Here is a 19,460-nt window from a genome sequence, read left to right on the forward strand (position 1 = left end):
GGTGGACCAGCTGAAAACTGGGCTAACCGACTGCAAACCTACTTCCCCGCCAGTAACCTGGCCCCGCATCAGGCCCAGCCGTGCTACATTCGGCCTACTGAATTTCCGCGCCGCGCCCATGCTCCTCACCATCTCCACCACCTACCAGCCCGCCACCGACCTCGGCTACCTGCTCCACAAAAACCCGTCACGCCTGCAAAGCATCGAAGTAGCCGGCGGCCAGGCCCACGTTTTTTACCCCGAAGCCTCCGCCGAGCGCTGCACTGCCGCCCTGCTGCTCGACCTCGACCCCGTGGGCCTCGTGCGCGGCCGGGGCGGCGCGGCCGGCGAAGGCTTCGCCCTGGAGCAATACGTGAACGACCGGCCCTACGTGGCCTCGTCCTTCTTGAGCGCGGCCCTGAGCAAAGCCTACGGCACCGCCATGAACGGCACCTGCAAAGACAAACCCGACCTGCCCGCCCAGGCCCTGCCGCTGGCCGTCAAAGTGGCCGTAGTCTCGGCGCCCGGCCCCGACTGGCCGCGCCGCCTCTTCGAGCCGCTGGGCTACCAAGTTGAAATCGAAACCACCCCGCTCGACCCCACCGTGCCGGAGTGGGGCGACAGCCGCTACTACACCCTGCACCTGCGCCACGAGGGCCTGCGCCTGCAAGACGTGCTCACCCACCTCTACGTGCTGCTCCCGGTGCTCGACAACGACAAGCACTATTACATCGGCGAGCACGAGGCCGAGAAGCTGCTGCACCGCGGCGGCGACTGGTTGCCCCAGCACCCGGAGCGCGGCTTCATCACGCGGCGGTACCTGAGGTATCTGGCTGCCTACGTGAACCCGACGCTGGAGCGGCTAATGGAAGGGAATGAGGTGGAAGATACCAGTAGCGTGGACTCTGCGAGTCCGCTCGTGGAGGACGTGGAAAGCAATTCTGTAGAAACTGTGCAGCCGCAAGCAGCAGAGCCAAGCGATACGATGCGCGAACTCGCAGAGTCCACGCTACAGCCCAAGCTTTCGCTCCACGACCAGCGCCTGCAGCAAGTAGCCCACGAAATCTACCAGTTGGCCCCCAAGCGCGTGCTCGACCTGGGCTGCGGCGAGGGCAAGCTGCTGCGCCTGCTCCTGCGCCAGCCCAAAATCGAGTACATCCTCGGCATGGACGTGTCGCACCAGGCGCTGGCCCGCGCCGCCCAGCGCCTGCACCTCGAAGAGATGCCCCCGCGCCAGCGCACCCGCATCGACCTCATCCAGGGCTCGCTGCTCTACCGCGACGAGCGCCTCGCCGGCTTCGACGTTGCGGCTCTGGTCGAAGTCATCGAACACCTGGACGAAAACCGCCTCGCCGCCCTCGAAGCCGTGGTGTTTGGCCAGGCCCGCCCGGCGCACGTCTTCGTCACCAGCCCCAACGCCGACTACAACCAGCTCTTCGAAAAGCTCAACGCCGGCGAATTCCGCCACGACGACCACCGCTTCGAATGGTCCCGCGCCGAGTTTGCCGCCTGGGCCGCCGGCGTGGCCGAGCGGCACGGGTATCAACTGCGGCTGGAGAGCATGGGGGAGGAGGTGGAAGGCGTGGGCGCGCCCTCGCAGATGGCGGTGTTTTCGCAGCAGCTTACTTCCGCTCCAATTTCTCAATCAGTTTCAGAATAGCCGCACGATTTTTGGCTTCTTTAATAAACTGTGGTAGCTTCTCCACCATCGTTGTATGAGTGGTTGTTTGGCGCTCACGAAGTTTTGCGCCTACATACTCCTTGATGTCGTGTAGATGCTGCCTGTTGTAAGCCCAAAATAACTCCCCTCTTATGCTTCCTTGCAGCCATAATGGTAAACCAAATATGGAGGCTTGTCCACTAGCATATTCGTTGTGAGGCTGATAATATCTTTCATTTCGTGGCTTATAAATCCTGACCTCACCGCAGTTTGGACATGGCAGAGCGAATGTATCAACAGGTCCTTTGGAATGCGGGATTATTTTACTAATGAGCTTGCCACAATTGTCACAATTCCTCCTGACCGAAACTTTATACCGAACTGAATCAATAGATTTTTCAGTATGTCCACAGTTCCTACAATCTAATTGCGAATTACCACATTGGTTACGGGAACCAGTTGTTACCAATGCTAAGTGCTGGCACTTTGGGCACTCAACAGCATATTCGTGCATGTAGGAGCGACCTATCGTAGCTGGTGCGTTATAGCGAGGTTCGATAGATTCCATAAATTATTCCTCAAGCATTCGTTGTCTGATTAATCCTTGTTTCGATTTCCGGTCTTTCCTCCTTCCCTCTGACCTTTCCCAGCGAGAGTAACTGTTCCCACTGTCTGTATGGAAATGCATATTTCTATCGGACAAAAGAGAATCTTGTTTAAACATCACACCATTAAATGGACAGTCGGCATAAGGGCAATTGTGTTTAGAATAAATCCCCAAGTTGCGGTGTTTTATTCTTTTGCTTTCCAGTATCCGTTGTTGATTTGCTTTGATATCATCCCACGCCTGGTTCTTATCAGCGACGGTCAGGCTTTCGCCAAGCGTCGTCACCTCAAAATAGGTTTGCGGGTCTTTCAATTGCAGAAACTCAAACGTCTTCGCAAACGCCGCCACAGCCACTTTCCGAAGCTCAAGTTTCTCTTCGAGGCTCAACTTCGTGGTTTCCACAATGGAGCGAAATAGGCCCAACGTGTTGAAGTCCGTGAATTTCTTGTGGTTCTCAATGAGATGCAGGTACTCGCCGTAAGTGAGGGTGTTGAATTGCCGGCCGACTTTCATAATTAATGCTTCAGTTGTGGGTAGCCGTGCCTAACCTTGTATACGGCAACTCTACGCCTTTTCCTTTCCAATGCCCCAAGATACCCTCAAGCTCCCCGAACTCTCCCTTATCCTCCTCATCGGCAGCACGGGCGCGGGCAAGTCCACGTTTGCGCGGCGCTTGTTCAAGCCCACCGAAATCGTGTCCTCCGATGCCTGCCGGGGCCTGGTGGCCGACGACGAAAACGACCAATCGGCCAGCAAAGACGCCTTTGAGCTGTTGCACTACCTGGTGGCCAAGCGCCTGAAGCGCGGGCTGCTCACCGTCGTCGATGCCACCAACGTGCAGGCCGAAGGCCGCAAGCCCCTGGTAGCCCTGGCCCGCCAATACCACGTGCTGCCCGTGGCCATCGTGCTCGATGTGCCCGAATCCGTCGCCCAGGAGCGCAACGCCGAGCGCCCCGACCGCCGCCACCTGGGCCGGCACGTCATCGCCCGCCACCGCCAGGACCTGCGCCGCAGCCTGCGCAGTCTGAAAGAGGAGGGCTTCCGGCACATCCACCACCTGCGCAACGTGGGCGAAATCGACGCCGTCCAGTCCATCACCCGCGACCGCCTCTACAACAACCGCCAGCAGGAAACCGGCCCCTTCGACATCATCGGCGACGTGCACGGCTGCTACGAGGAGCTGCGCGCGCTGCTGGAGCAGCTGGGGTATCAGGTGTTGGAAGAGCCGATTAATGACGTGCGGGATTTGGGCGTGCGGGTGGTGGCGCCAGTTGCTGAGTTAAGAGTTAGGAGTGAAGAGTTAAGAGTCGACCAACAGGGGGAGGGAGCTGAGGAATTAACTCTTAACTCTCAACTCTTAACTCATCGCAAAGCCGTCTTCCTCGGCGACCTCGTGGACCGCGGCCCGGCCTCCCCGCAAGTGCTGCGCCTCGTGATGAGCATGGTGCGCGACGGCACCGCCCTCTGCGTGCCCGGCAACCACGACATCAAGCTCCTGCGCCACCTCAACGGCAAAAACGTCACCATCAACCACGGCCTGGCCGAAACCCTGGCCCAGCTCGAAACCGAGCCCGAAGCCTTCAAAAGCGAAGTGCGGCGCTTCCTCGACGGCCTGGTGAGCCACTACGTGCTCGACGGCGGCAAGCTGGTGGTGGCCCACGCCGGCCTCCCCGAAGAGATGCAGGGCCGCGGCTCGGGCGCCGTGCGGGCCTTCGCGCTGTTTGGCGAAACGACAGGAGAGATTGACGAATTCGGCCTGCCCGTGCGCTACGAATGGGCCCGCGAGTACCGGGGCCGCGCCATCGTCGCCTTCGGCCACACGCCCGTGCCCGATGCCGAATGGCTCAACAACACCATCGACCTCGACACCGGCTGCGTGTTCGGCGGCCGTCTCACCGCCCTGCGCTACCCCGAGCGCGAGCTCGTGGCCGTGCCCGCCGCGCAGGTGTATTGCGAGCCCGTGCGCCCGCTCAACTACCGCGCCCTCCAGCAGCAAGCCGAGCTTGAAAACACGCCAGGCACCGAGCACCAGGCACCAGGCACCAATTCAGCCCAGCACGAGCAAGACGACCTGCTCGACATCCGCGATGTCACGGGCAAGCAGTTCATCGAAACCCGGCTGCTGCGCGGCGTTACCATCCGCGAGGAAAACGCCGTGGCCGCCCTAGAGGTGATGTCGCGCTTCGCCCTGCACCCCAAGTGGCTGCTGTACCTGCCGCCCACCATGTCGCCCATCGAAACCTCGGCCCTGCCCGACCTGCTCGAACACCCCGCCGAAGCCTTCGACTACTACAAGCGCCTCGGGGTGGAGCGCGTGGTGTGTGAAGAAAAGCACATGGGCAGCCGTGTGGTGGTGGTGCTGGGCCGCGACGAAGCCGCCATCCAGCGCCGCCTGGGGCTGGTGGGCGAGGGCATCGGCAAGTGCTACACCCGCACCGGCCGCAACTTCTTCACCGACGCCGCCCTCGAAACCGCCTTCCTCGCCCGCCTGCGCGACGCCCTGAGCACGGCCGGCTTCTGGGAGAAATTCGACACCGACTGGGTCTGCCTCGATGCCGAGCTGCTGCCCTGGTCGGCCAAAGCCCAGGAGCTGGTGAAAAACCAGTACGCCGCCGTGGCCGCCGCCGCCAACGCCGCTCTGCCCCAGGTCGAAGCCGCCCTCACCGAAGCCGCCGCCCGCCAGCTCGACGGCGCCGAAGTCCTGCTGGCCCGCACCACCGCCCGCCGCCAGGCCGCCACCCACTACGCCGACGCCTACCGCCGCTACTGCTGGCCCGTGCTATCGCTCGACGACCTCAAGCTGGCACCCTTCCATTTGTTGGCCACCGAAGGCAAAACCTACTTCGACCGCGACCACGCCTGGCACATGGAAACCCTGCGCTCCCTCGCCCTCGCCGACCCCGGCCTGCTCCGCGCCACGCCCTACCGCGTCGTCCCCCTCCAGGACCCCGCCGAAGTAGAAGCCGCCATCCAGTGGTGGACCGACCTCACCGCCGCCGGGGGCGAAGGCATGGTGGTGAAGCCCTACGACTTCGTGCCCCAGGGCAAAGGGGGCCTGCTCCAGCCCGCCCTCAAGTGCCGCGGCCGCGAGTACCTGCGCATCATCTACGGCCCCGACTACCTGCTGCCCGGCAACCTCGACCGCCTCCGCCTGCGCAACGTGAAAGCCAAGCGCAACCTTGCCCTGCGTGAGTTCGCCCTCGGCGTCGAGGGCCTGGAGCGCTTCGTGGCTCGGCAGCCCTTGCGCCGGGTGCATCAGTGCGTCTTCGGCGTGCTGGCGCTGGAGAGTGAGGCCGTGGACCCGCGGCTGTGATATCTAATATTGACTTGCGCCACTAAGGCAACACCCTTGTAGAAAGGCACAGTTAGACAGGAAAAATTGGCCACTGGAAGTAGCGTAGGACCACGGAGCCCGCAGGATTACTGTCCGGACTGAAGCCGATGTACGAACTCCCTTCGAGTTGAATATGGAAGCTCACTTCCAGGTCGATGAGCAGGGAGCGGTCGGGCCGGATTAGACCAAACTGCAAGGCGGGCATGGGCAGGTAGCCCGGCAATGAAGCCGTTTGACCACTGCCGGAGCCATCCAGGTCAATCAACTGTCGCCATTCGGTGCTTTCGCCGCAGAGCTGCCAGGTGCCGTGGTCGTCAACAAACTGAATGGCTGACTGGCGCAGGAACATCTTGCACTTCGACCATTTATCGTCGCAGGCCCACGGACAAAATTGCAGATTGGCCCAGCCGGTAATGGCCCCGAACAACTCCACATACGGGGTGGAGGAGTAGCGGCCCGACACTGACACTGGGCGACGCTCCGGTTGAAGCTCGAACGTGGCCCACGCGCCCACGCTAAACGGAAAAAGCGGGTCGCCGTCGTAGTTGGCCTCGCCAAAGAAGTGCAGGCCGTCGGTCTGAAAAGACGCCTGGATGCCGCCGGCGGTAAACCAATTGGTGTGCGCCCACCACATGGTTTGGTCGATGGGGGGCGCGGGCGCTACGTCGGCCGGCGGGAGCGGGTCGGCGAAAACCGGTGGCAGTTCGATGTGCCGCACCCGTTCCCGGAAGTTCCGGGTCAGGCTGGTCACGGCGGTTTCTTCGGCGTGCGTCATCTTGGGCAGATGCGCCCGCTGCAAAGCCCGTTTCTCGGCCGTGGTGCGCGCGGCAATGGCAATTTTCTGGTTCTTTGCCAGCACCTGCATTCTCTCGGCCCGCCTGTCATCGAGCGCGCGCTGAACTTGCGCCGGAAACTCGTGCCGGGGGTTTTGGAGATGCTGCGCAACGTCGGGCTGGTGGTCGCTGGCGGGGGAGGGTTGGTTGTTGCCTAATAGAACATGCTCTTTGTCAGTCAAAAAAGTTGCCATGAGTGTTGTGGTAAGGGTGGAGGAAAAACGGAAGGCTTTTGGTGCCGCACAAGTAGTGTGTATTGCTAAAGGTCATTATATTCATGAAATAGCAATATGATGTGAGTCACGCATAGAATTGACTTTTATCACATTAGGGGGCTTTCTGTTCCAGCGTAGGCCACTGCACTGCTGCAACTATTCAGCGGTTGTTGCGTGCACTACATTCGTATGGGTAAGTACTTTATGTTGACCTTGCCGTTCTATGAAAAAACAGCTTCTCCTGCCGCTCATCGTTGCCTGCCTGGGCTTTGGGCTGACCAGCGCCGCCATAGCGCCAACCACCGAGCGTCCGACGTATTTCGCGTTGAAAGTGTATCATTTGAAAACCAGTCGGCAGGAAGCCCTGATTGACAGTTTTCTGCAGCGGCAATACCTGCCGACCCTGCACGCGGCGGGCATTCCCACCATTGGGGTGTTCAAGCCCATCGGCAACGATACTGCCGCCGATAGGCGCGTGTATGTATTCACGCCATTTACTTCCCTGAAACAGTGGGAGAAAATTGATAAAGAGACAACAGCCAAACTGCTGGCCGCTGGTGGCGCCTACGTCAATGCCGCCTACAACGACCCCGCCTACACCCGGCACGAAACCGTGCTCATTCGCGCTTTTGACGAGATGACGGGCTTGACTGCTCCCAGGCTCGAAGCGCCTAAAAATGAGCGGGTGTACGAGCTGCGCAGCTACGAAGGTGCCAGCGAAAAGCTGTTCCGCAACAAAGTTCAGATGTTCAATGCCGGCAAAGAAATCAGGCTGTTTGACCGACTGGGATTCAACGGCATTTTCTACGGCGAAGTAGTCTTCGGCGCAAAAATGCCCAATCTCATGTATATGACGTCCTTCGCGAACATGCCGGCGCGGGAAGCACACTGGAAAGCCTTTAGCAGCGACCCCGAATGGAAAAAACTATCCGCCCTGCCCGAGTATCAGCATAATGTGTCCCACATCGATATCACGTTCCTGCGGCCGACGGATTATTCGGGGCTCTGATTAGGTTGCCATATTATCGGCAACTCGTCCTCCCCACTTCCCACCACCAGCACAACGTGAAAGCCAAGCGCTACCTCGCCCTGTGCGAGTTCGCCCTCGGCGTGGAGGGCTTAGAACGCTTCGTGGCCCGGCAGCCCCTGCGCCGGGTGCATCAGTGCTTCTTCGGCGTGCTATCCCTGGAAAGCGAGGCCGTGGACCCGCGGCTGTGATTTGAGAATTACTGGTTGACATTCAACGGCAGAACCCGAAGCATAATACTTTCCAACTTCCTGATATTCTTTTTGCTTAACTCAAGGGGGGTAAACATCACGCAGAAAAATATTGCCTCCTCGAATTCTACAAACCCTGTATACTCTTTGCTTGGATAAGGCGGAATATCAATTACACGAATTTTGACAGATGAGTCATTTCTCCTGATAGTTGGTATATAACTGATTTTTGCAGCCGGGAAGTCCTTCATTGTATAAGTTTCTTGAAAAGCTAAAAGCTCATCAAGGCTCTTTATATCATTGTCTTTAATAAACAAGTTAGCATACATGAATTCTTTTGAAGCTCCAGCCTCTTCAAAAGTCAATCCTCTTTGATAAAAAGAAGCTAACATTCCATCGCGCCGGGTACCATCCAGAACCCAGCCAAAAGGAGCAGTTACAATTGCTCCTACCTTTCCGCTATAAATAATTCCCCCGACGCCTTGAAAACTTTTCAAGTCTTTGAAGCTGAGTATGTCAAGCTCTATATCGATTGGGTCTGAAAATGCTCTGTTTATTGCTGCTGGGCTAAAACCCTCCTGAGTGATAAGCAAACCTTTGTTCGCTTCGCTATCATTTAGCATGCCGATGAACATTTCAACATCTTTGACATCAATCTTTTCCGAGAAGAACTTTCCGTCGATGACAATTCTGATTCTGTTACCAGCTACATAGTCTTCAATTAGAATATCAATTTGCCTTTTAGTTTTGGAATATCGGCCGTCTACGCTTGCATTGTGAGTGATTTCGGCGTTTGGAAACTGCTCCTTGAAATAGGTAGCAATTTCAACTTCATAATCTTTCCAGTTCATGTTGGGCTATTTAAGAATTAATACTTCTATAATACTTCAGCTATTTATGCATCTTCCATTAAACCTGCGAGGCCGCTACCCAACGTGCTTCCCGTCACCCTTCTCCGCCAGCGTGCGCTCAATGCGCCGGTCGGGGATGAGCCACATCAGCGCGATGCCCACGTAGATGCCGCCCGCCACCCACGGGTTCCAGAAGCTGGCGGCGATGCCCAGGCAGTAGAGCGGGGGCGAGGATTTGCCTTTTAAGTCGCGCCCGATGGCGCGGGCCAGCACCGAATTCGGCCCCTCAATGGCAATGATGCAGGTCTGGAGCACGAAGTAGGCCACCCCGGCCATGAGCAAAATCACGCCATACACGGCCAGCGTGGCGGGGGCAAAGTGGTTTTCGCCCATCCACCCCGTGGCGAAGGGCACGAGCGACAGCCAGAACAGCAGGTGCAGATTGGCCCACAGCACGCCGCCGGATACTTTACTCGTGCTGGCCAGCATCATGTGGTGGTTGTTCCAGTAGATGCCGATGTAGATGAAGCTCAGCACGTAGCTGAGCACCACGGGCAGCAGCGGGCGCAGGGCCGCGAAATCGGCACCATGCGGCACCTTGATTTCCAGCACCATGATGGTGAGGATGATGGCCAGCACGCCATCGCTGAAAGCTTCGAGTCGTCCTTTGTGCATGAATTAATTATTAATCCGCTGAAACCTGAAAATTAAAACCCTTTTTAAAAATCAGCGTCGTGTCAACGATATTATGGCCATCTATTTTGATATTCAGCGTTTTAAGACTGGGGGGCGCGTCGGTGATGGTAGCAGTAATTCTTTCGTCCCCTAAGCATTGGCACTTCAATTCTATTTCTCCCAATTTTTTGTCGGTCCACCAACTGCGATTTTGATAAAAAATTAGATGATAATAATCCGTTGTTCGTGCTACGGTATAGCCTGGTCTTTGAGCCATGCTATAACCACCTGCTATGCTATACATACTGGGTGGCGGAGAAATTATCCATAGGCATGTCCACAAAATTGTGCAACATATGACTATAAATGAGGTAATTACCAAGGTGATTCGCAGGATATCATTGGCAATATTTTTAAGTGCTACTCGCTTTAAATAAAGAGTTAGGCTGACACTGAAAGCAAATACAGCAGCTAAAAATATCAGACTGAGCATAATTTAGCTAGGCTATTTTCTAGTGAATGTACAGTAGGAAAACATGATTTGCCGGCCAATATGGCGACTTTGAGCCGGAAAAGACAGCATGGCGTACTATTGCCCCAATTAATTTTTACTATGCAAACTCACATCTCCGCCGCCCTCACCGAAATCGAAGTCACCCACGGCATTCGCATCCTCTACGCCTGCGAGTCGGGCAGCCGTGCCTGGGGCTTTCCTTCGCCCGATTCCGACTACGATGTGCGCTTTATCTACTGCCATCTGCCGGTTTGGTACCTGGCCCTGGACGAAGGTCGCGACACACTCAATTTCCCCGTCGATGAAGAACTCGACCTGGCTGGCTGGGAACTGCGCAAGTCGCTGCGCCTGCTGCGCGGCTCGAATGCCTCGTTGTTCGAGTGGCTGCAATCGCCTGTGGTTTACCACGAAGCCCTGGATTTTCGGGCGCGTCTGGTTCCACATTTGCCCACTGCTTTTAACCTGAAGGCCGGTCTTCATCACTACCTGGGCCAATTGCGGCGCGGGGTGGAAGAAGACCTGACCGAAAATGAAGTGCGCTTGAAGCGCCTGTTCTATGCCTTGCGTTCGGCCCTGGCCTCCCGCTGGATTCGGGAGCGCCACACGCTGCCCCCTATGGAATTTGCCTCGCTGCGAGCACTGTTGCCAAAAGAGTTAGCTCCCGCCATTGATGAGCTGCTGCACGAAAAATCGACTGCGAATGAAAAGACAACCGTGCTCCGTCCCGGCGCGGTAGTGGCTTTTTTGGAGGAAGAGTATGCGGCTGGTCAGGCAGCACGGGAATCCCTGCCTGTGTTGCGGACCGGCACCATCACGGAAAATATTGATGAGGTATTTCGAGTATTGTTAAACGCCGCTTTCACCAACTAGCTTCAGCCGGTTTAAAAATTGCCCCATGACCATTGCCGACTTGCGCCGACAGAATCTGATTCTATTCGAAGCTATAAGCGGAAGCCGTGCCTACGGCACCAATCTGCCACACTCTGACACCGATTTGAAAGGCGTATTTATCCTGCCCGAAGACCAGTTTTTTGGCTTGGATTACATTCCGCAAATAGCCAATGAAACCAGCGACGAAGTATTTTATGAATTGCGACGTTTTGTGGAATTATTGCTGAAGAATAACCCCACCGTTTTAGAATTATTAGGTACACCTACCGACTGCATTATTTACAAGCATCCACTATTTGAGCAATTTCAAGTCGCTGATTTCCTTTCTAAACTTTGCCGCCAAAGTTTTGCTGAATACGCTGTAGCACAAATTCGCAAAGCCAAGGGTCTGAATAAGAAAATCAATAACCCTGAGCCGCCAGCCCGCAAATCGGTGCTGGATTTTTGCTACGTAACAGCGGGCGCTGGGGCACAGCCCGTAGCTACTTGGCTGGCCCGTCACGGTTACGCGGCCACGCAGTGCGGCTTGGCCAACGTGCCACACCTCACTGATTTATATGCGCTATTTGTGGATGCCACACCCGGGCGCACGCTGGGCTACCGCGGCTTGGTGCGCGACGCCGATACTTCGCAGGACGTCCTGCTCTCGGCCGTGCTCAAAGGGGAGGAGCCGGTGGCGTATCTATCCTTTAACCGCAACGGCTACAGCAGCTACTGTCGCGTGTTTCGAGAATACTGGGATTGGGTAGAAAAGCGCAACGCCGAGCGTTACCAGAACACCGTGCAGCACGGTAAAAATTATGACGCGAAAAATATGCTGCACGTATTTCGTCTGCTGCAAATGGCCGAGGAAATAGCAATGAGCGGTGAATTAAAGGTGCGCCGACCCAACCGGGAATTCCTATTACAAATCCGGAGCGGCGAATTTGGGTATGAGCAGTTGGTGGCCGATGCCGAGCATCTGGTGGCACGTGTTGAAACCGCTTTTGCCAGCTCCGTACTGCCCGATGCGCCCGACAGATATGCTGCCGAGCAGCTACTGCGGCAAGTGCGACGCGCGTTTTACACAAGTGCTTGAAATCAAGTTGCAAGCAGGATTTTAAAATAATGTATCACAAGTTTCAATAATTATTGAAACTTGTGATACATTTGTTCTGTCCGATAGAAGCGCGGCCGGAACGTCCCGGAACTGCGCCATCCGCCGGGTCGCCGCATATGCTACTGCCAAAACTGGTGATTGCCGGAGGAAATGGGTTTCTGGGCCAGCATCTGGCCAGCTATTTCCGGGAGCGGGGCTACCGGGTGGTCGTGCTGGGCAGGGGAGCGCCACCCGGCCCCGACTACGTGCGTTGGGATGGGCGCACCCTCGGTGCTTGGGCTGCCGAGTTGGAAGGGGCTGTAGCTCTGGTAAACCTCGCGGGCCGCACCGTCGACTGCCGCTATACGGCGACCAACAAACGCGAAATCATTGCCAGTCGCACCGAAAGCACGCACGTACTGGGCGCGGCCGTGGCCGCCTGCGCCGTGCCGCCGCGGGTTTGGCTCAACTCTTCCACCGCCACCATTTACGCCGATACGCCGGGCGAGCAACCTGCTAATACAGAGGCGGCGGGCCATATTGGCGAAGGCTTTTCGGTGGAAGTGGCGAGGGCCTGGGAAACGGCTTTTGCCGCCTGCTCGACGCCGGCCACGCGCAAAGTGGCGCTGCGCACCGCGATAGTGCTGGGGCCCGATGGCGGCGCATTCCCGGTGATGGCGCGGCTGGCCCGGCGGGGACTGGGTTCGCCGCAGGGCAATGGCCGGCAGTGGATGAGCTGGCTGCACATCACAGATTTTTGCCGGGCCGTGGATTTTCTCCTCCACGAGCCCACGGCGGCCGGGGTCTTCAACCTGTGCGCGCCTCAACCGCTGACCAACCGCGACTTTATGGCCCTGCTCTGCCGGCAGCTGCACCCGTGGTTGCGGCTGCCCCAACCCAAATGGCTGCTGGAAATCGGAGCCTTCGTGCTGCGCACCGAAACGGAATTGATTCTCAAAAGCCGCAAAGTGTACCCGCAGCGGCTGCTGGAACTGGGGTTTCAGTTTGAGTTTCCGGCCTGTGAGGCCTGCTTAAAAGATTTACTGTGAATCAGCTATGCGGTTTGTAACTGTGGGAACAGCATTGTGCTGGTTGGGTAGCCTGTTGATTTTTGCTCCGTTTGTGGGGCTTTTTTTTCTGCCCATTGCAATAGGAGGTAGTTTGCTGGTATGGTTTTCCAACCTCGATATTCAGTCGAAGCTTAACAGGGGATTTCTGCCTTTGGTCCCCGTTATTACTTATTTCGCTTGGCTATTCAGCAGACAATAAATTATTTACGATGACTCCCGAAAACTTCGACCAAACTAACCCGACATTAACGTTAGCCGACGCCCGCGCCCAGTTCATTCACCTCTGGGGCGTGTCGGGCAGCAGCTGGGGCGTGAGCAAAACCCTGGCCCAGGTGCACGCCCTGTTGCTGGTGAGCCCGGCCGCCCTCAGCACCGAAGACATCATGGAACAGCTCACCATCTCGCGCGGCAATGCCAGCATGACGGTGCGCGAACTGCTCGATTGGGGCCTGGTTTACAAGGAGCTGCGGCCCGGCGAGCGCCGCGAATATTTCGTGGCCGAGAAGGACATGCTACAGGTCACGCGCTGCATCATCCGGGCCCGCAAGCGCCGCGAGCTCGACCAGATGAAGCGCAGCCTCGACCAGCTGGCCGCCCTGCCCGGCAACCCCGCCGATGCCGAGTACCGGGCCTTCCACGCCACGCTCACCGAAATTCAGCAGCTGGCCACCGCGTCCGATAAGCTGCTCACGCGTCTTATGCAGGCCGAGAAAAGCTGGTTCTGGGACAAGTTTCTGAAGCTGTTTATATAGTTGCTCGCCGCCATGCTGCCTGATAACCAACATTCCCAATCACTTGGTGGACCCGAATCTGACTTGACTTCGCCAGCGGCTTCGGCAGCCGTGGTTACTCTGCCGATGGCGATGGTGGCCTTTCTGGTGGCATGGTGGTGGCCCTGGACGGCTCGGGCCAGACAAGAACAGGCGCTGGTGGGGCTGTTCTGGGTTGGGCCGGTGGTGAGCGGGGTGCTGGCGGCCTTTGTGCATCTGCGCAATCACCCGGCCCGTCGGCCAAATCTCTGGAAGTGCAGCGTCTGGATATGGACCTGGGCACTGCTGTTTTTGGTAGTGGGCAGCATAGCGCTTGATGCTGAGCTGGGCGGGTTTGTGCTGCTGATTTTCCCCTATACTTTTCCAGCACATGGCCTGTTTGTGCTGCTGGCCCTTATAGGTCTCGCCATCGGAGAGTTTGTTATGAGCATGCATCACGGTTGGCGGCAGCGGTGGACTCAGGCCGAATGGCGGCGCAATAGCTTGCTGCTTCTGTTGCTACTGCTGGCGCTGTTGCTGCGCCAGTGCTGGGGTTTGTAGCGTTACTTCGTTCTATGAAAGCACCCCAATCCGCTGCTGCTCACACTCGCGCCGCCCTGCTGGGCCTGGCTGTAGGCGATGCCCTCGGCGTACCCGTTGAATTCGCGCCCCGTGCTGCCCGCCGGCAGGACCCTGTAACGGATATGCGCGCCTACGGCACCCACCATCAGCCCGCCGGTACCTGGTCCGACGATTCCTCGCTCACCTTCTGCCTGGCCGAAACTCTGGCCCGGCCCGGCGGTCGCAGCGGCGCACCCGATTTGGACGATTTTGCCCGGCGCAGCATCAATTGGCTGTATCATTCTTACTGGACGGCTTACGGCGAAACTTTCGACGTAGGCAATGCTACCCGAGCCGCCATTGACCGGCTTCAGCGGGGCGTAGAGCCCACGAAAGCCGGCCCAAGCTCCGAATATGACAACGGCAACGGCGCGCTCATGCGCATTCTGCCGCTGGCTTTTCACGATGTCTGGCGGGCCGAAACGTTGGATTTAAACGCTGCCTGGGCGCTCACCGAAAACGTGGCCAGCGTAACCCACGGGCACCCGCGCTCCACACTGGGCTGCTTTTTATACTTGCTGGTGGCGCGGGGACTGTTGCGCGGGCAAGCCTCGCCAGCAGCTTATGACGAGGCTCGGCAAAGTGCTTATTCCTGGCTCCAAGGTCAGGCTAAAGGCCCTGTTTTTTACGAATGGCCAAAATACGAGGCGTTTTTTGACGGAAGCCTGCTAGAACCTGGTGAAACAGAAATTAAGTCCTCTGGCTACGTCGTGCACACCCTCGAAGCGGCGCTGTGGTGCCTGCTGAAGCACGACACTTACGCCGCTACTGTATTGGCCGCCGTAAACCTGGGCGATGACACCGATACCACGGGAGCAGTGGCCGGTGGCCTTGCCGGCCTGGCCTATGGTGAGGCCGACATCCCAGCTGAGTGGCTGGCCGTGCTGGCCCGCCGGACTGATATTGAAGAGCTGGCCGGGCGACTGGCGGGGGAGTAGCGGGGAGTTTCGCACCCTTCCGTACTTCTGTCATGAATACTATTCCCGCCCCTCGCCCGCTGCCCAACTCGTATTGGGCCACCCCATTATTGCTGGCCTCCGAGTACCCTGGAGCTAAGCTGGAAGCCGATGCCGCGCACCGGCTCGACCTGCTGCTGGCCGCCGGCATCCGCGACTTCTACGACCTCACCGAGGCCACCGAGCCGCTCGAACCCTACGAGGACCTGCTGCGCGCCCGCGCTGCCCACCTAGGCCTGGCAGCCGAAAGCGTACGTTTCTGCCGCTTTCCCATCCGTGACGTGAGTGTGCCCACGCCCAAGCGGTTGGCTGAGGTGCTGGCCGCGCTCGAAGACAGTGCCACCGCTGGCCGCCGGGCCGTGGTGCATTGCTGGGGCGGCGTGGGCCGCACGGGTACGGTAGTAGGCTGCCACCTGCGCCAGCACTTCGGCCTGAGCGGCGACGAAGCCCTGGCCCGCATCGCCGAGGAATGGAAGGGTATGGAGAAGAACTACCGCGTGCCCCGCTCGCCCGAAACCGCCGAGCAGGCCGCCTTCGCGCGGGCGTTCGAGCCCGTGCCGGCTACTGCCAGCTAAGAGGCAATGCAAACAGGGTGTTGTTATTCCGGCGAAGGAAGACATCGAGCTGTATTTTGCCCGGCCTCTTGCTTTTTAGGAACGACAACGCCCTCTATACTAAGGATAAGGGGCTTGATTAGTTTGCGGGTGTGGTCGCGGCCGGCACCAGCTTCACGCCAGTATAAAGTTGCGGGTTTTCTACCGAGGCGATGGGCTCGATACTCAGGCGCTTGTCGTACTTGCTCACATTGGCCAGCTTGAGCAACGTGGTGTAGTCCGAGGTCCGCCCGCTCTTGGTTTTGATAAAATAGCTGTTGACGTGCAGCGTGGCGGGGTCGTAGCTCACTTCCAGCGCGGTGGTATCGCGCCAGTAGGTGTACAGGGCCTCGGTAGCGCCCGTCGATGATTCGCGCGGGGTGCGGTCGTGGTCGGGGCGGACGGATTGGCTGATGAGGGGCCGGGCAATCTGGTCGGCATTCATGCCCAGCAGGGCAGGTACGTCGAAGGCCCGCTGCACGGTGGGTACGGTGCTTGCGGTAGGGGTTTCGACTACCGGACGGTCGGTGCTGGCGCAACTCAACAGCAGGGCCAGCGGCAGGAGGGGGGCGTAGCGCTTCATAAATGAATGGTAAAGTGAACATAACTGCTACGTAAGCGGCTCATTCGTGGCTGAATTTGGATGAGGATTTTGCCTAATAATTGTCTGGGCTATATAATTTTCTGGTCTATCGGCCCATTTATTCCGCTTTGAGTCCTTCTGGGTCGATTTTTCGGTTATTCTGGAGCCGGAATCGGACCTTTTAAAATAGGCTTTTTCATTGAATGTCTGAGTGAAATATTTAATATAATATTTATTATATTTATAATATTGTATTCACTGCTAACGCCTGTGGCCATGAAGCCCCATCCCACCATCGAAGAAAAAGTTGTTTCCCAGGATAACTGGAATGAAACTGTTGAGTCTTACACGCAGCGGTTGGACACCTCCCCAGACTATTCGCAGTATCCACCGGTGGTCATTTTCCGGCCCGTCGACAAGGACTATGAGCTGCACCTTATCGAAACCAATGACCTCCGCGCCAGCGGCGAGGTAATCGCGGGTGTGATTCACAACCCGAACATTTGATTTTGTTGCCCAAGGCATTGCCTGCCCGGCCGCAATACGTGCGGTTGAGCGCGGCAATGGCCTGACTTTTTGCGCTCATCGGCATGAAGCACTTTACGATTCTGCTGTGCATGAGCCTGACAGTATGCCTTCTACCGGTGGCTGGGCAGGTGCCCCGTGCCTCAAACCCGCGCCCGACCCCATCCCGCCCGATCCGGCCCGATACGGCCCGCGTGCGCCAGTTGCTGCAAGCCGCGCAGCAATGGAGCACCGCCGACATTCCACGCGCCATCCGGCTGAGCCAGCAGGCGCTGGGGCTGGCCCGGCAGCTTCGCGATTCGGTGGGCGAGGGCCAGGCCCTGCTCCGCCTGAGCACCCTGCACCGCCGCCACAACGATTTCGCGCTGGCCCGCCGCCTGGCCCGGCAGGCGCAGGCGCTGTTTGTGCGGCAGCGCGACCGCCGGGGCCAGGGCCGCGCCTGGCTGCAGCTCAGCCTGATTGACATGCTCCAGGGCAACCCCGTGCCTGCCCTGGCCTCGGCTCTCAAAGGCCTGCGCCTAGCCGAACAGGCGGGCGACTTGCAAACCAAAATCCGCTTGCAGGCCACGCTGGGCGATATCTACTACAAAATGGGCAGCTACGACGAGGCCCTGCCTGCGCTGCAAACAGCCCTGGCCGGCGGCCAGCGCACCCACGACCAACAGGTGACGCTGCTGGCCTTGAATGGCCTGGGTAACTCGTTTCAGATGCTGAAAAAATGGCCCCAGGCCATCTACTATTATCAGCGGGCGCTGGCGCTGAGCCGGCAGCTCGGCGATGCCATCGGCGAAACCGGCAGCGAAACCAGCCTGGCCGAAGTGTATGGCCTGCAGGGCAACCAGGCAGCAGCCCTGGCCCACGGACTGCGCGCCCAGCAGCTGGTGCGCGCCACCCACGACGACTACAACCTGCCCGCCGTGGAGCTGATGCTGGCCCGCGCCTACCTGCTGGCCCACCAGACCGATAGCGCTGTGGCCCTGGCCCGGCACGGCCTGCTGCTCAGCCAGCAGGCGCGCAGCAACGAGAACATCCGCAACGCCAGCGACATCCTGGCCCAGGCCTACGCCCAGCGCCGCGACTTTGCGCAGGCCTATTACTTCCGCAACCTGCACCTGGCCTACAACGACACGCTTTCGGGCGAGGACACCCGCCGCCGCACCAGCCGCCTGCGCTACGATTATGAGCTGACCAGTAAGCAGGCCCAGATTGACCTGCTCACCAAAACCCGGCAGCTCGAGGCCCAGAGGGCGGCCCGACAGCGCCTGCAGCTAAATGGACTGCTGGCCGGCCTGGTGAGTGTGCTGCTGATAGCCGGGCTGCTGTGGCGCAACATTTACCTCAAGCAGCGCGCCAACCGCCACCTCAACGAGAAAAACACCCAGATTGCCGCCCACCGCGACGAGCTGAACCGCACCCTGACCGAGCTCCAGGCTACCCAAACCCAGCTGGTGCAACGCGAGAAGATGGCCTCGCTGGGCGAAATGACGGCCGGCGTGGCCCACGAAATTCAGAACCCCTTGAATTTCGTGACCAATTTTTCGGACCTGAACGTGGAATTGCTGGCCGAGCTGGAAGCAGAGTTGGCCGGGGAGCACCTCTCGGCCAGCGCCCGGGAGAATATTCAGCAGCTGCTTGAGGACCTGTCCCTGAACCAGGTTAAGATTCAGGAGCACGGGGCCCGCGCCGACCGCATTGTGAAACGCATGCTGGAGCACTCACACCCAAGCAGCGGCATTCGTCAGGCCACCGACCTCAACGCCCTGGCCGAGGACAGCCTGCGCCTGGCCTACCACGGCTGGTGCGCCCGCAACAAAGACTTCAGTGCCACGCTCACCACCAATCTGGACCCGCAGCTGCGGCCCGTGCCGGCCGTAGCCCAAGACCTCAGCCGCGTGCTCATGAACCTGCTAACCAACGCCTTCTACGCCGTGACTGAAAAAAGCAAGCACGCCGATGCCGCCTACCGCCCCGAAGTGCAGGTGCAAACCCGCCAAACCGACCACGCCGTCGAGATTCGGGTGCGCGACAACGGGGCTGGTATTCCGCTGGCCATCCGGGAGAAAATCTTCCAGCCCTTCTTCACCACCAAGCCCACCGGCGAAGGCACCGGCCTGGGCTTGTCGTTGAGCTACGACGTCATCACCAAGGGCCACGGCGGGGCTTTGAGCGTGGAAAGCCAGGAAGGCGAGTACTGCCAATTCACTATCAACCTGCCTGTTGGAGTTGAAAAGGTTGTAGAAGATGCTGTTGCCTGACTTTATATATTATTTATTGAATATATTTAAGGTGTTGTCTGTTTAAACTGAACATTATCTACCCGCCTGGTCCTTATGAATGCCGCCCTGGAAGTAGCGCCTGCTTCCTGAATCAGCATCAGGAAACGGTGGGAGGATTCTCGGGAATAGTCATGGCGCAAGCTTAAGTTTTGACACTTACGATGTTGCTCGAACAATTACCTCCTTCTCGTTTTCGAAACCGGAAACTTGCCCGCCAGCCGGCGCCTCCGCC

Annotated in this window: 20 protein-coding genes; 13 read left to right on the forward strand and 7 right to left on the reverse strand. The window is 58.4% G+C overall.

Translation table 11 applies throughout. From position 1 onward, the window contains the following. The first annotated feature begins 118 nt into the window (after nucleotides 1-118). Nucleotides 119-1,639, forward strand: coding sequence for a 3' terminal RNA ribose 2'-O-methyltransferase Hen1 (locus ACYU7Q_RS02445; protein ID WP_460607845.1), 1,521 nt, complete (start codon nucleotides 119-121; stop codon nucleotides 1,637-1,639). On the opposite strand, the gene ACYU7Q_RS02450 is transcribed toward ACYU7Q_RS02445, so the two are convergent. Together ACYU7Q_RS02450 and ACYU7Q_RS02455 are read right to left on the reverse strand one after the other, a co-directional pair. Continuing rightward, complete coding sequence (locus ACYU7Q_RS02450; RefSeq protein ID WP_460607846.1) at nucleotides 1,602-2,207, reverse strand: hypothetical protein; 606 nt, start codon at nucleotides 2,205-2,207, stop codon at nucleotides 1,602-1,604. The genes ACYU7Q_RS02445 and ACYU7Q_RS02450 overlap by 38 nt on opposite strands. Before the next feature lie 3 nt (nucleotides 2,208-2,210). Further along, nucleotides 2,211-2,648 (reverse strand): hypothetical protein, encoded by a 438-nt coding sequence (locus ACYU7Q_RS02455; protein ID WP_460607847.1) that lies wholly within the window; start codon nucleotides 2,646-2,648, stop codon nucleotides 2,211-2,213. 181 nt (nucleotides 2,649-2,829) lie between these two features. Between ACYU7Q_RS02455 and ACYU7Q_RS02460 the strand changes: the two genes are divergently transcribed. After that, nucleotides 2,830-5,559: a polynucleotide kinase-phosphatase gene (locus ACYU7Q_RS02460; RefSeq protein WP_460607848.1), complete on the forward strand. Its 2,730-nt coding sequence runs from the start codon at nucleotides 2,830-2,832 to the stop codon at nucleotides 5,557-5,559. Between the two features lie 52 nt (nucleotides 5,560-5,611). On the opposite strand, the gene ACYU7Q_RS02465 is transcribed toward ACYU7Q_RS02460, so the two are convergent. Next, complete coding sequence (locus ACYU7Q_RS02465; RefSeq protein ID WP_460607849.1) at nucleotides 5,612-6,607, reverse strand: hypothetical protein; 996 nt, start codon at nucleotides 6,605-6,607, stop codon at nucleotides 5,612-5,614. Nucleotides 6,608-6,851: 244 nt separating this feature from the next. On the opposite strand from ACYU7Q_RS02465, the gene ACYU7Q_RS02470 reads away from it, so the two are divergent. Next, nucleotides 6,852-7,637 carry an NIPSNAP family protein gene (locus ACYU7Q_RS02470; RefSeq protein WP_460607850.1) on the forward strand — a complete coding sequence of 262 codons (786 nt, stop codon included), beginning with the start codon at nucleotides 6,852-6,854 and terminating at the stop codon, nucleotides 7,635-7,637. 5 nt (nucleotides 7,638-7,642) lie between these two features. Then, the gene (locus ACYU7Q_RS02475) at nucleotides 7,643-7,846 is read left to right on the forward strand and encodes a hypothetical protein (protein WP_460607851.1); all 204 of its coding nucleotides are present in this window, start codon (nucleotides 7,643-7,645) and stop codon (nucleotides 7,844-7,846) included. A gap of 8 nt (nucleotides 7,847-7,854) precedes the next feature. On the opposite strand, the gene ACYU7Q_RS02480 is transcribed toward ACYU7Q_RS02475, so the two are convergent. The 3 genes from ACYU7Q_RS02480 to ACYU7Q_RS02490 all read right to left on the reverse strand — a co-directional run bounded on the left by ACYU7Q_RS02480 (nucleotide 7,855) and on the right by ACYU7Q_RS02490 (nucleotide 9,676). Further along, nucleotides 7,855-8,697: a restriction endonuclease gene (locus ACYU7Q_RS02480; RefSeq protein ID WP_460607852.1), complete on the reverse strand. Its 843-nt coding sequence runs from the start codon at nucleotides 8,695-8,697 to the stop codon at nucleotides 7,855-7,857. A gap of 75 nt (nucleotides 8,698-8,772) precedes the next feature. Continuing rightward, nucleotides 8,773-9,372, reverse strand: coding sequence for a TMEM175 family protein (locus tag ACYU7Q_RS02485; protein ID WP_460607853.1), 600 nt, complete (start codon nucleotides 9,370-9,372; stop codon nucleotides 8,773-8,775). A gap of 10 nt (nucleotides 9,373-9,382) precedes the next feature. Continuing rightward, nucleotides 9,383-9,676: a hypothetical protein gene (locus tag ACYU7Q_RS02490; RefSeq protein ID WP_460607854.1), complete on the reverse strand. Its 294-nt coding sequence runs from the start codon at nucleotides 9,674-9,676 to the stop codon at nucleotides 9,383-9,385. Between the two features lie 309 nt (nucleotides 9,677-9,985). On the opposite strand from ACYU7Q_RS02490, the gene ACYU7Q_RS02495 reads away from it, so the two are divergent. From ACYU7Q_RS02495 to ACYU7Q_RS02525, 7 genes are all read left to right on the forward strand, one after another. Continuing rightward, nucleotides 9,986-10,756 (forward strand): nucleotidyltransferase domain-containing protein, encoded by a 771-nt coding sequence (locus ACYU7Q_RS02495; RefSeq protein ID WP_460607855.1) that lies wholly within the window; start codon nucleotides 9,986-9,988, stop codon nucleotides 10,754-10,756. A gap of 25 nt (nucleotides 10,757-10,781) precedes the next feature. Beyond that, a complete protein-coding gene (locus tag ACYU7Q_RS02500; RefSeq protein WP_460607856.1) occupies nucleotides 10,782-11,855 on the forward strand; it encodes a DNA polymerase beta superfamily protein in 1,074 nt (357 codons plus the stop codon). Nucleotides 11,856-11,992: 137 nt separating this feature from the next. Then, the gene (locus ACYU7Q_RS02505; RefSeq protein WP_460607857.1) at nucleotides 11,993-12,904 is read left to right on the forward strand and encodes an epimerase; all 912 of its coding nucleotides are present in this window, start codon (nucleotides 11,993-11,995) and stop codon (nucleotides 12,902-12,904) included. Nucleotides 12,905-13,134: 230 nt separating this feature from the next. Beyond that, nucleotides 13,135-13,677 (forward strand): GbsR/MarR family transcriptional regulator, encoded by a 543-nt coding sequence (locus ACYU7Q_RS02510; protein WP_460607858.1) that lies wholly within the window; start codon nucleotides 13,135-13,137, stop codon nucleotides 13,675-13,677. Between the two features lie 12 nt (nucleotides 13,678-13,689). Beyond that, nucleotides 13,690-14,235 (forward strand): hypothetical protein, encoded by a 546-nt coding sequence (locus tag ACYU7Q_RS02515; protein WP_460607859.1) that lies wholly within the window; start codon nucleotides 13,690-13,692, stop codon nucleotides 14,233-14,235. Nucleotides 14,236-14,249: 14 nt separating this feature from the next. Continuing rightward, nucleotides 14,250-15,233 carry an ADP-ribosylglycohydrolase family protein gene (locus ACYU7Q_RS02520; protein ID WP_460607860.1) on the forward strand — a complete coding sequence of 328 codons (984 nt, stop codon included), beginning with the start codon at nucleotides 14,250-14,252 and terminating at the stop codon, nucleotides 15,231-15,233. Nucleotides 15,234-15,265: 32 nt separating this feature from the next. Beyond that, nucleotides 15,266-15,826 carry a protein-tyrosine phosphatase family protein gene (locus ACYU7Q_RS02525; RefSeq protein ID WP_460607861.1) on the forward strand — a complete coding sequence of 187 codons (561 nt, stop codon included), beginning with the start codon at nucleotides 15,266-15,268 and terminating at the stop codon, nucleotides 15,824-15,826. A 118-nt stretch (nucleotides 15,827-15,944) separates the two neighbouring features. On the opposite strand, the gene ACYU7Q_RS02530 is transcribed toward ACYU7Q_RS02525, so the two are convergent. After that, a complete protein-coding gene (locus tag ACYU7Q_RS02530) occupies nucleotides 15,945-16,427 on the reverse strand; it encodes a hypothetical protein (RefSeq protein WP_460607862.1) in 483 nt (160 codons plus the stop codon). 276 nt (nucleotides 16,428-16,703) lie between these two features. Between ACYU7Q_RS02530 and ACYU7Q_RS02535 the strand changes: the two genes are divergently transcribed. Continuing rightward, on the forward strand, nucleotides 16,704-16,934 hold the full coding sequence (locus tag ACYU7Q_RS02535; protein WP_460607863.1) for a hypothetical protein: 231 nt from the start codon (nucleotides 16,704-16,706) through the stop codon (nucleotides 16,932-16,934). 83 nt (nucleotides 16,935-17,017) lie between these two features. After that, on the forward strand, nucleotides 17,018-19,207 hold the full coding sequence (locus tag ACYU7Q_RS02540; protein WP_460607864.1) for an ATP-binding protein: 2,190 nt from the start codon (nucleotides 17,018-17,020) through the stop codon (nucleotides 19,205-19,207). Nucleotides 19,208-19,460 lie beyond the last annotated feature (253 nt).

The sequence above is a fragment of the Hymenobacter terrigena genome, from assembly GCF_054776515.1.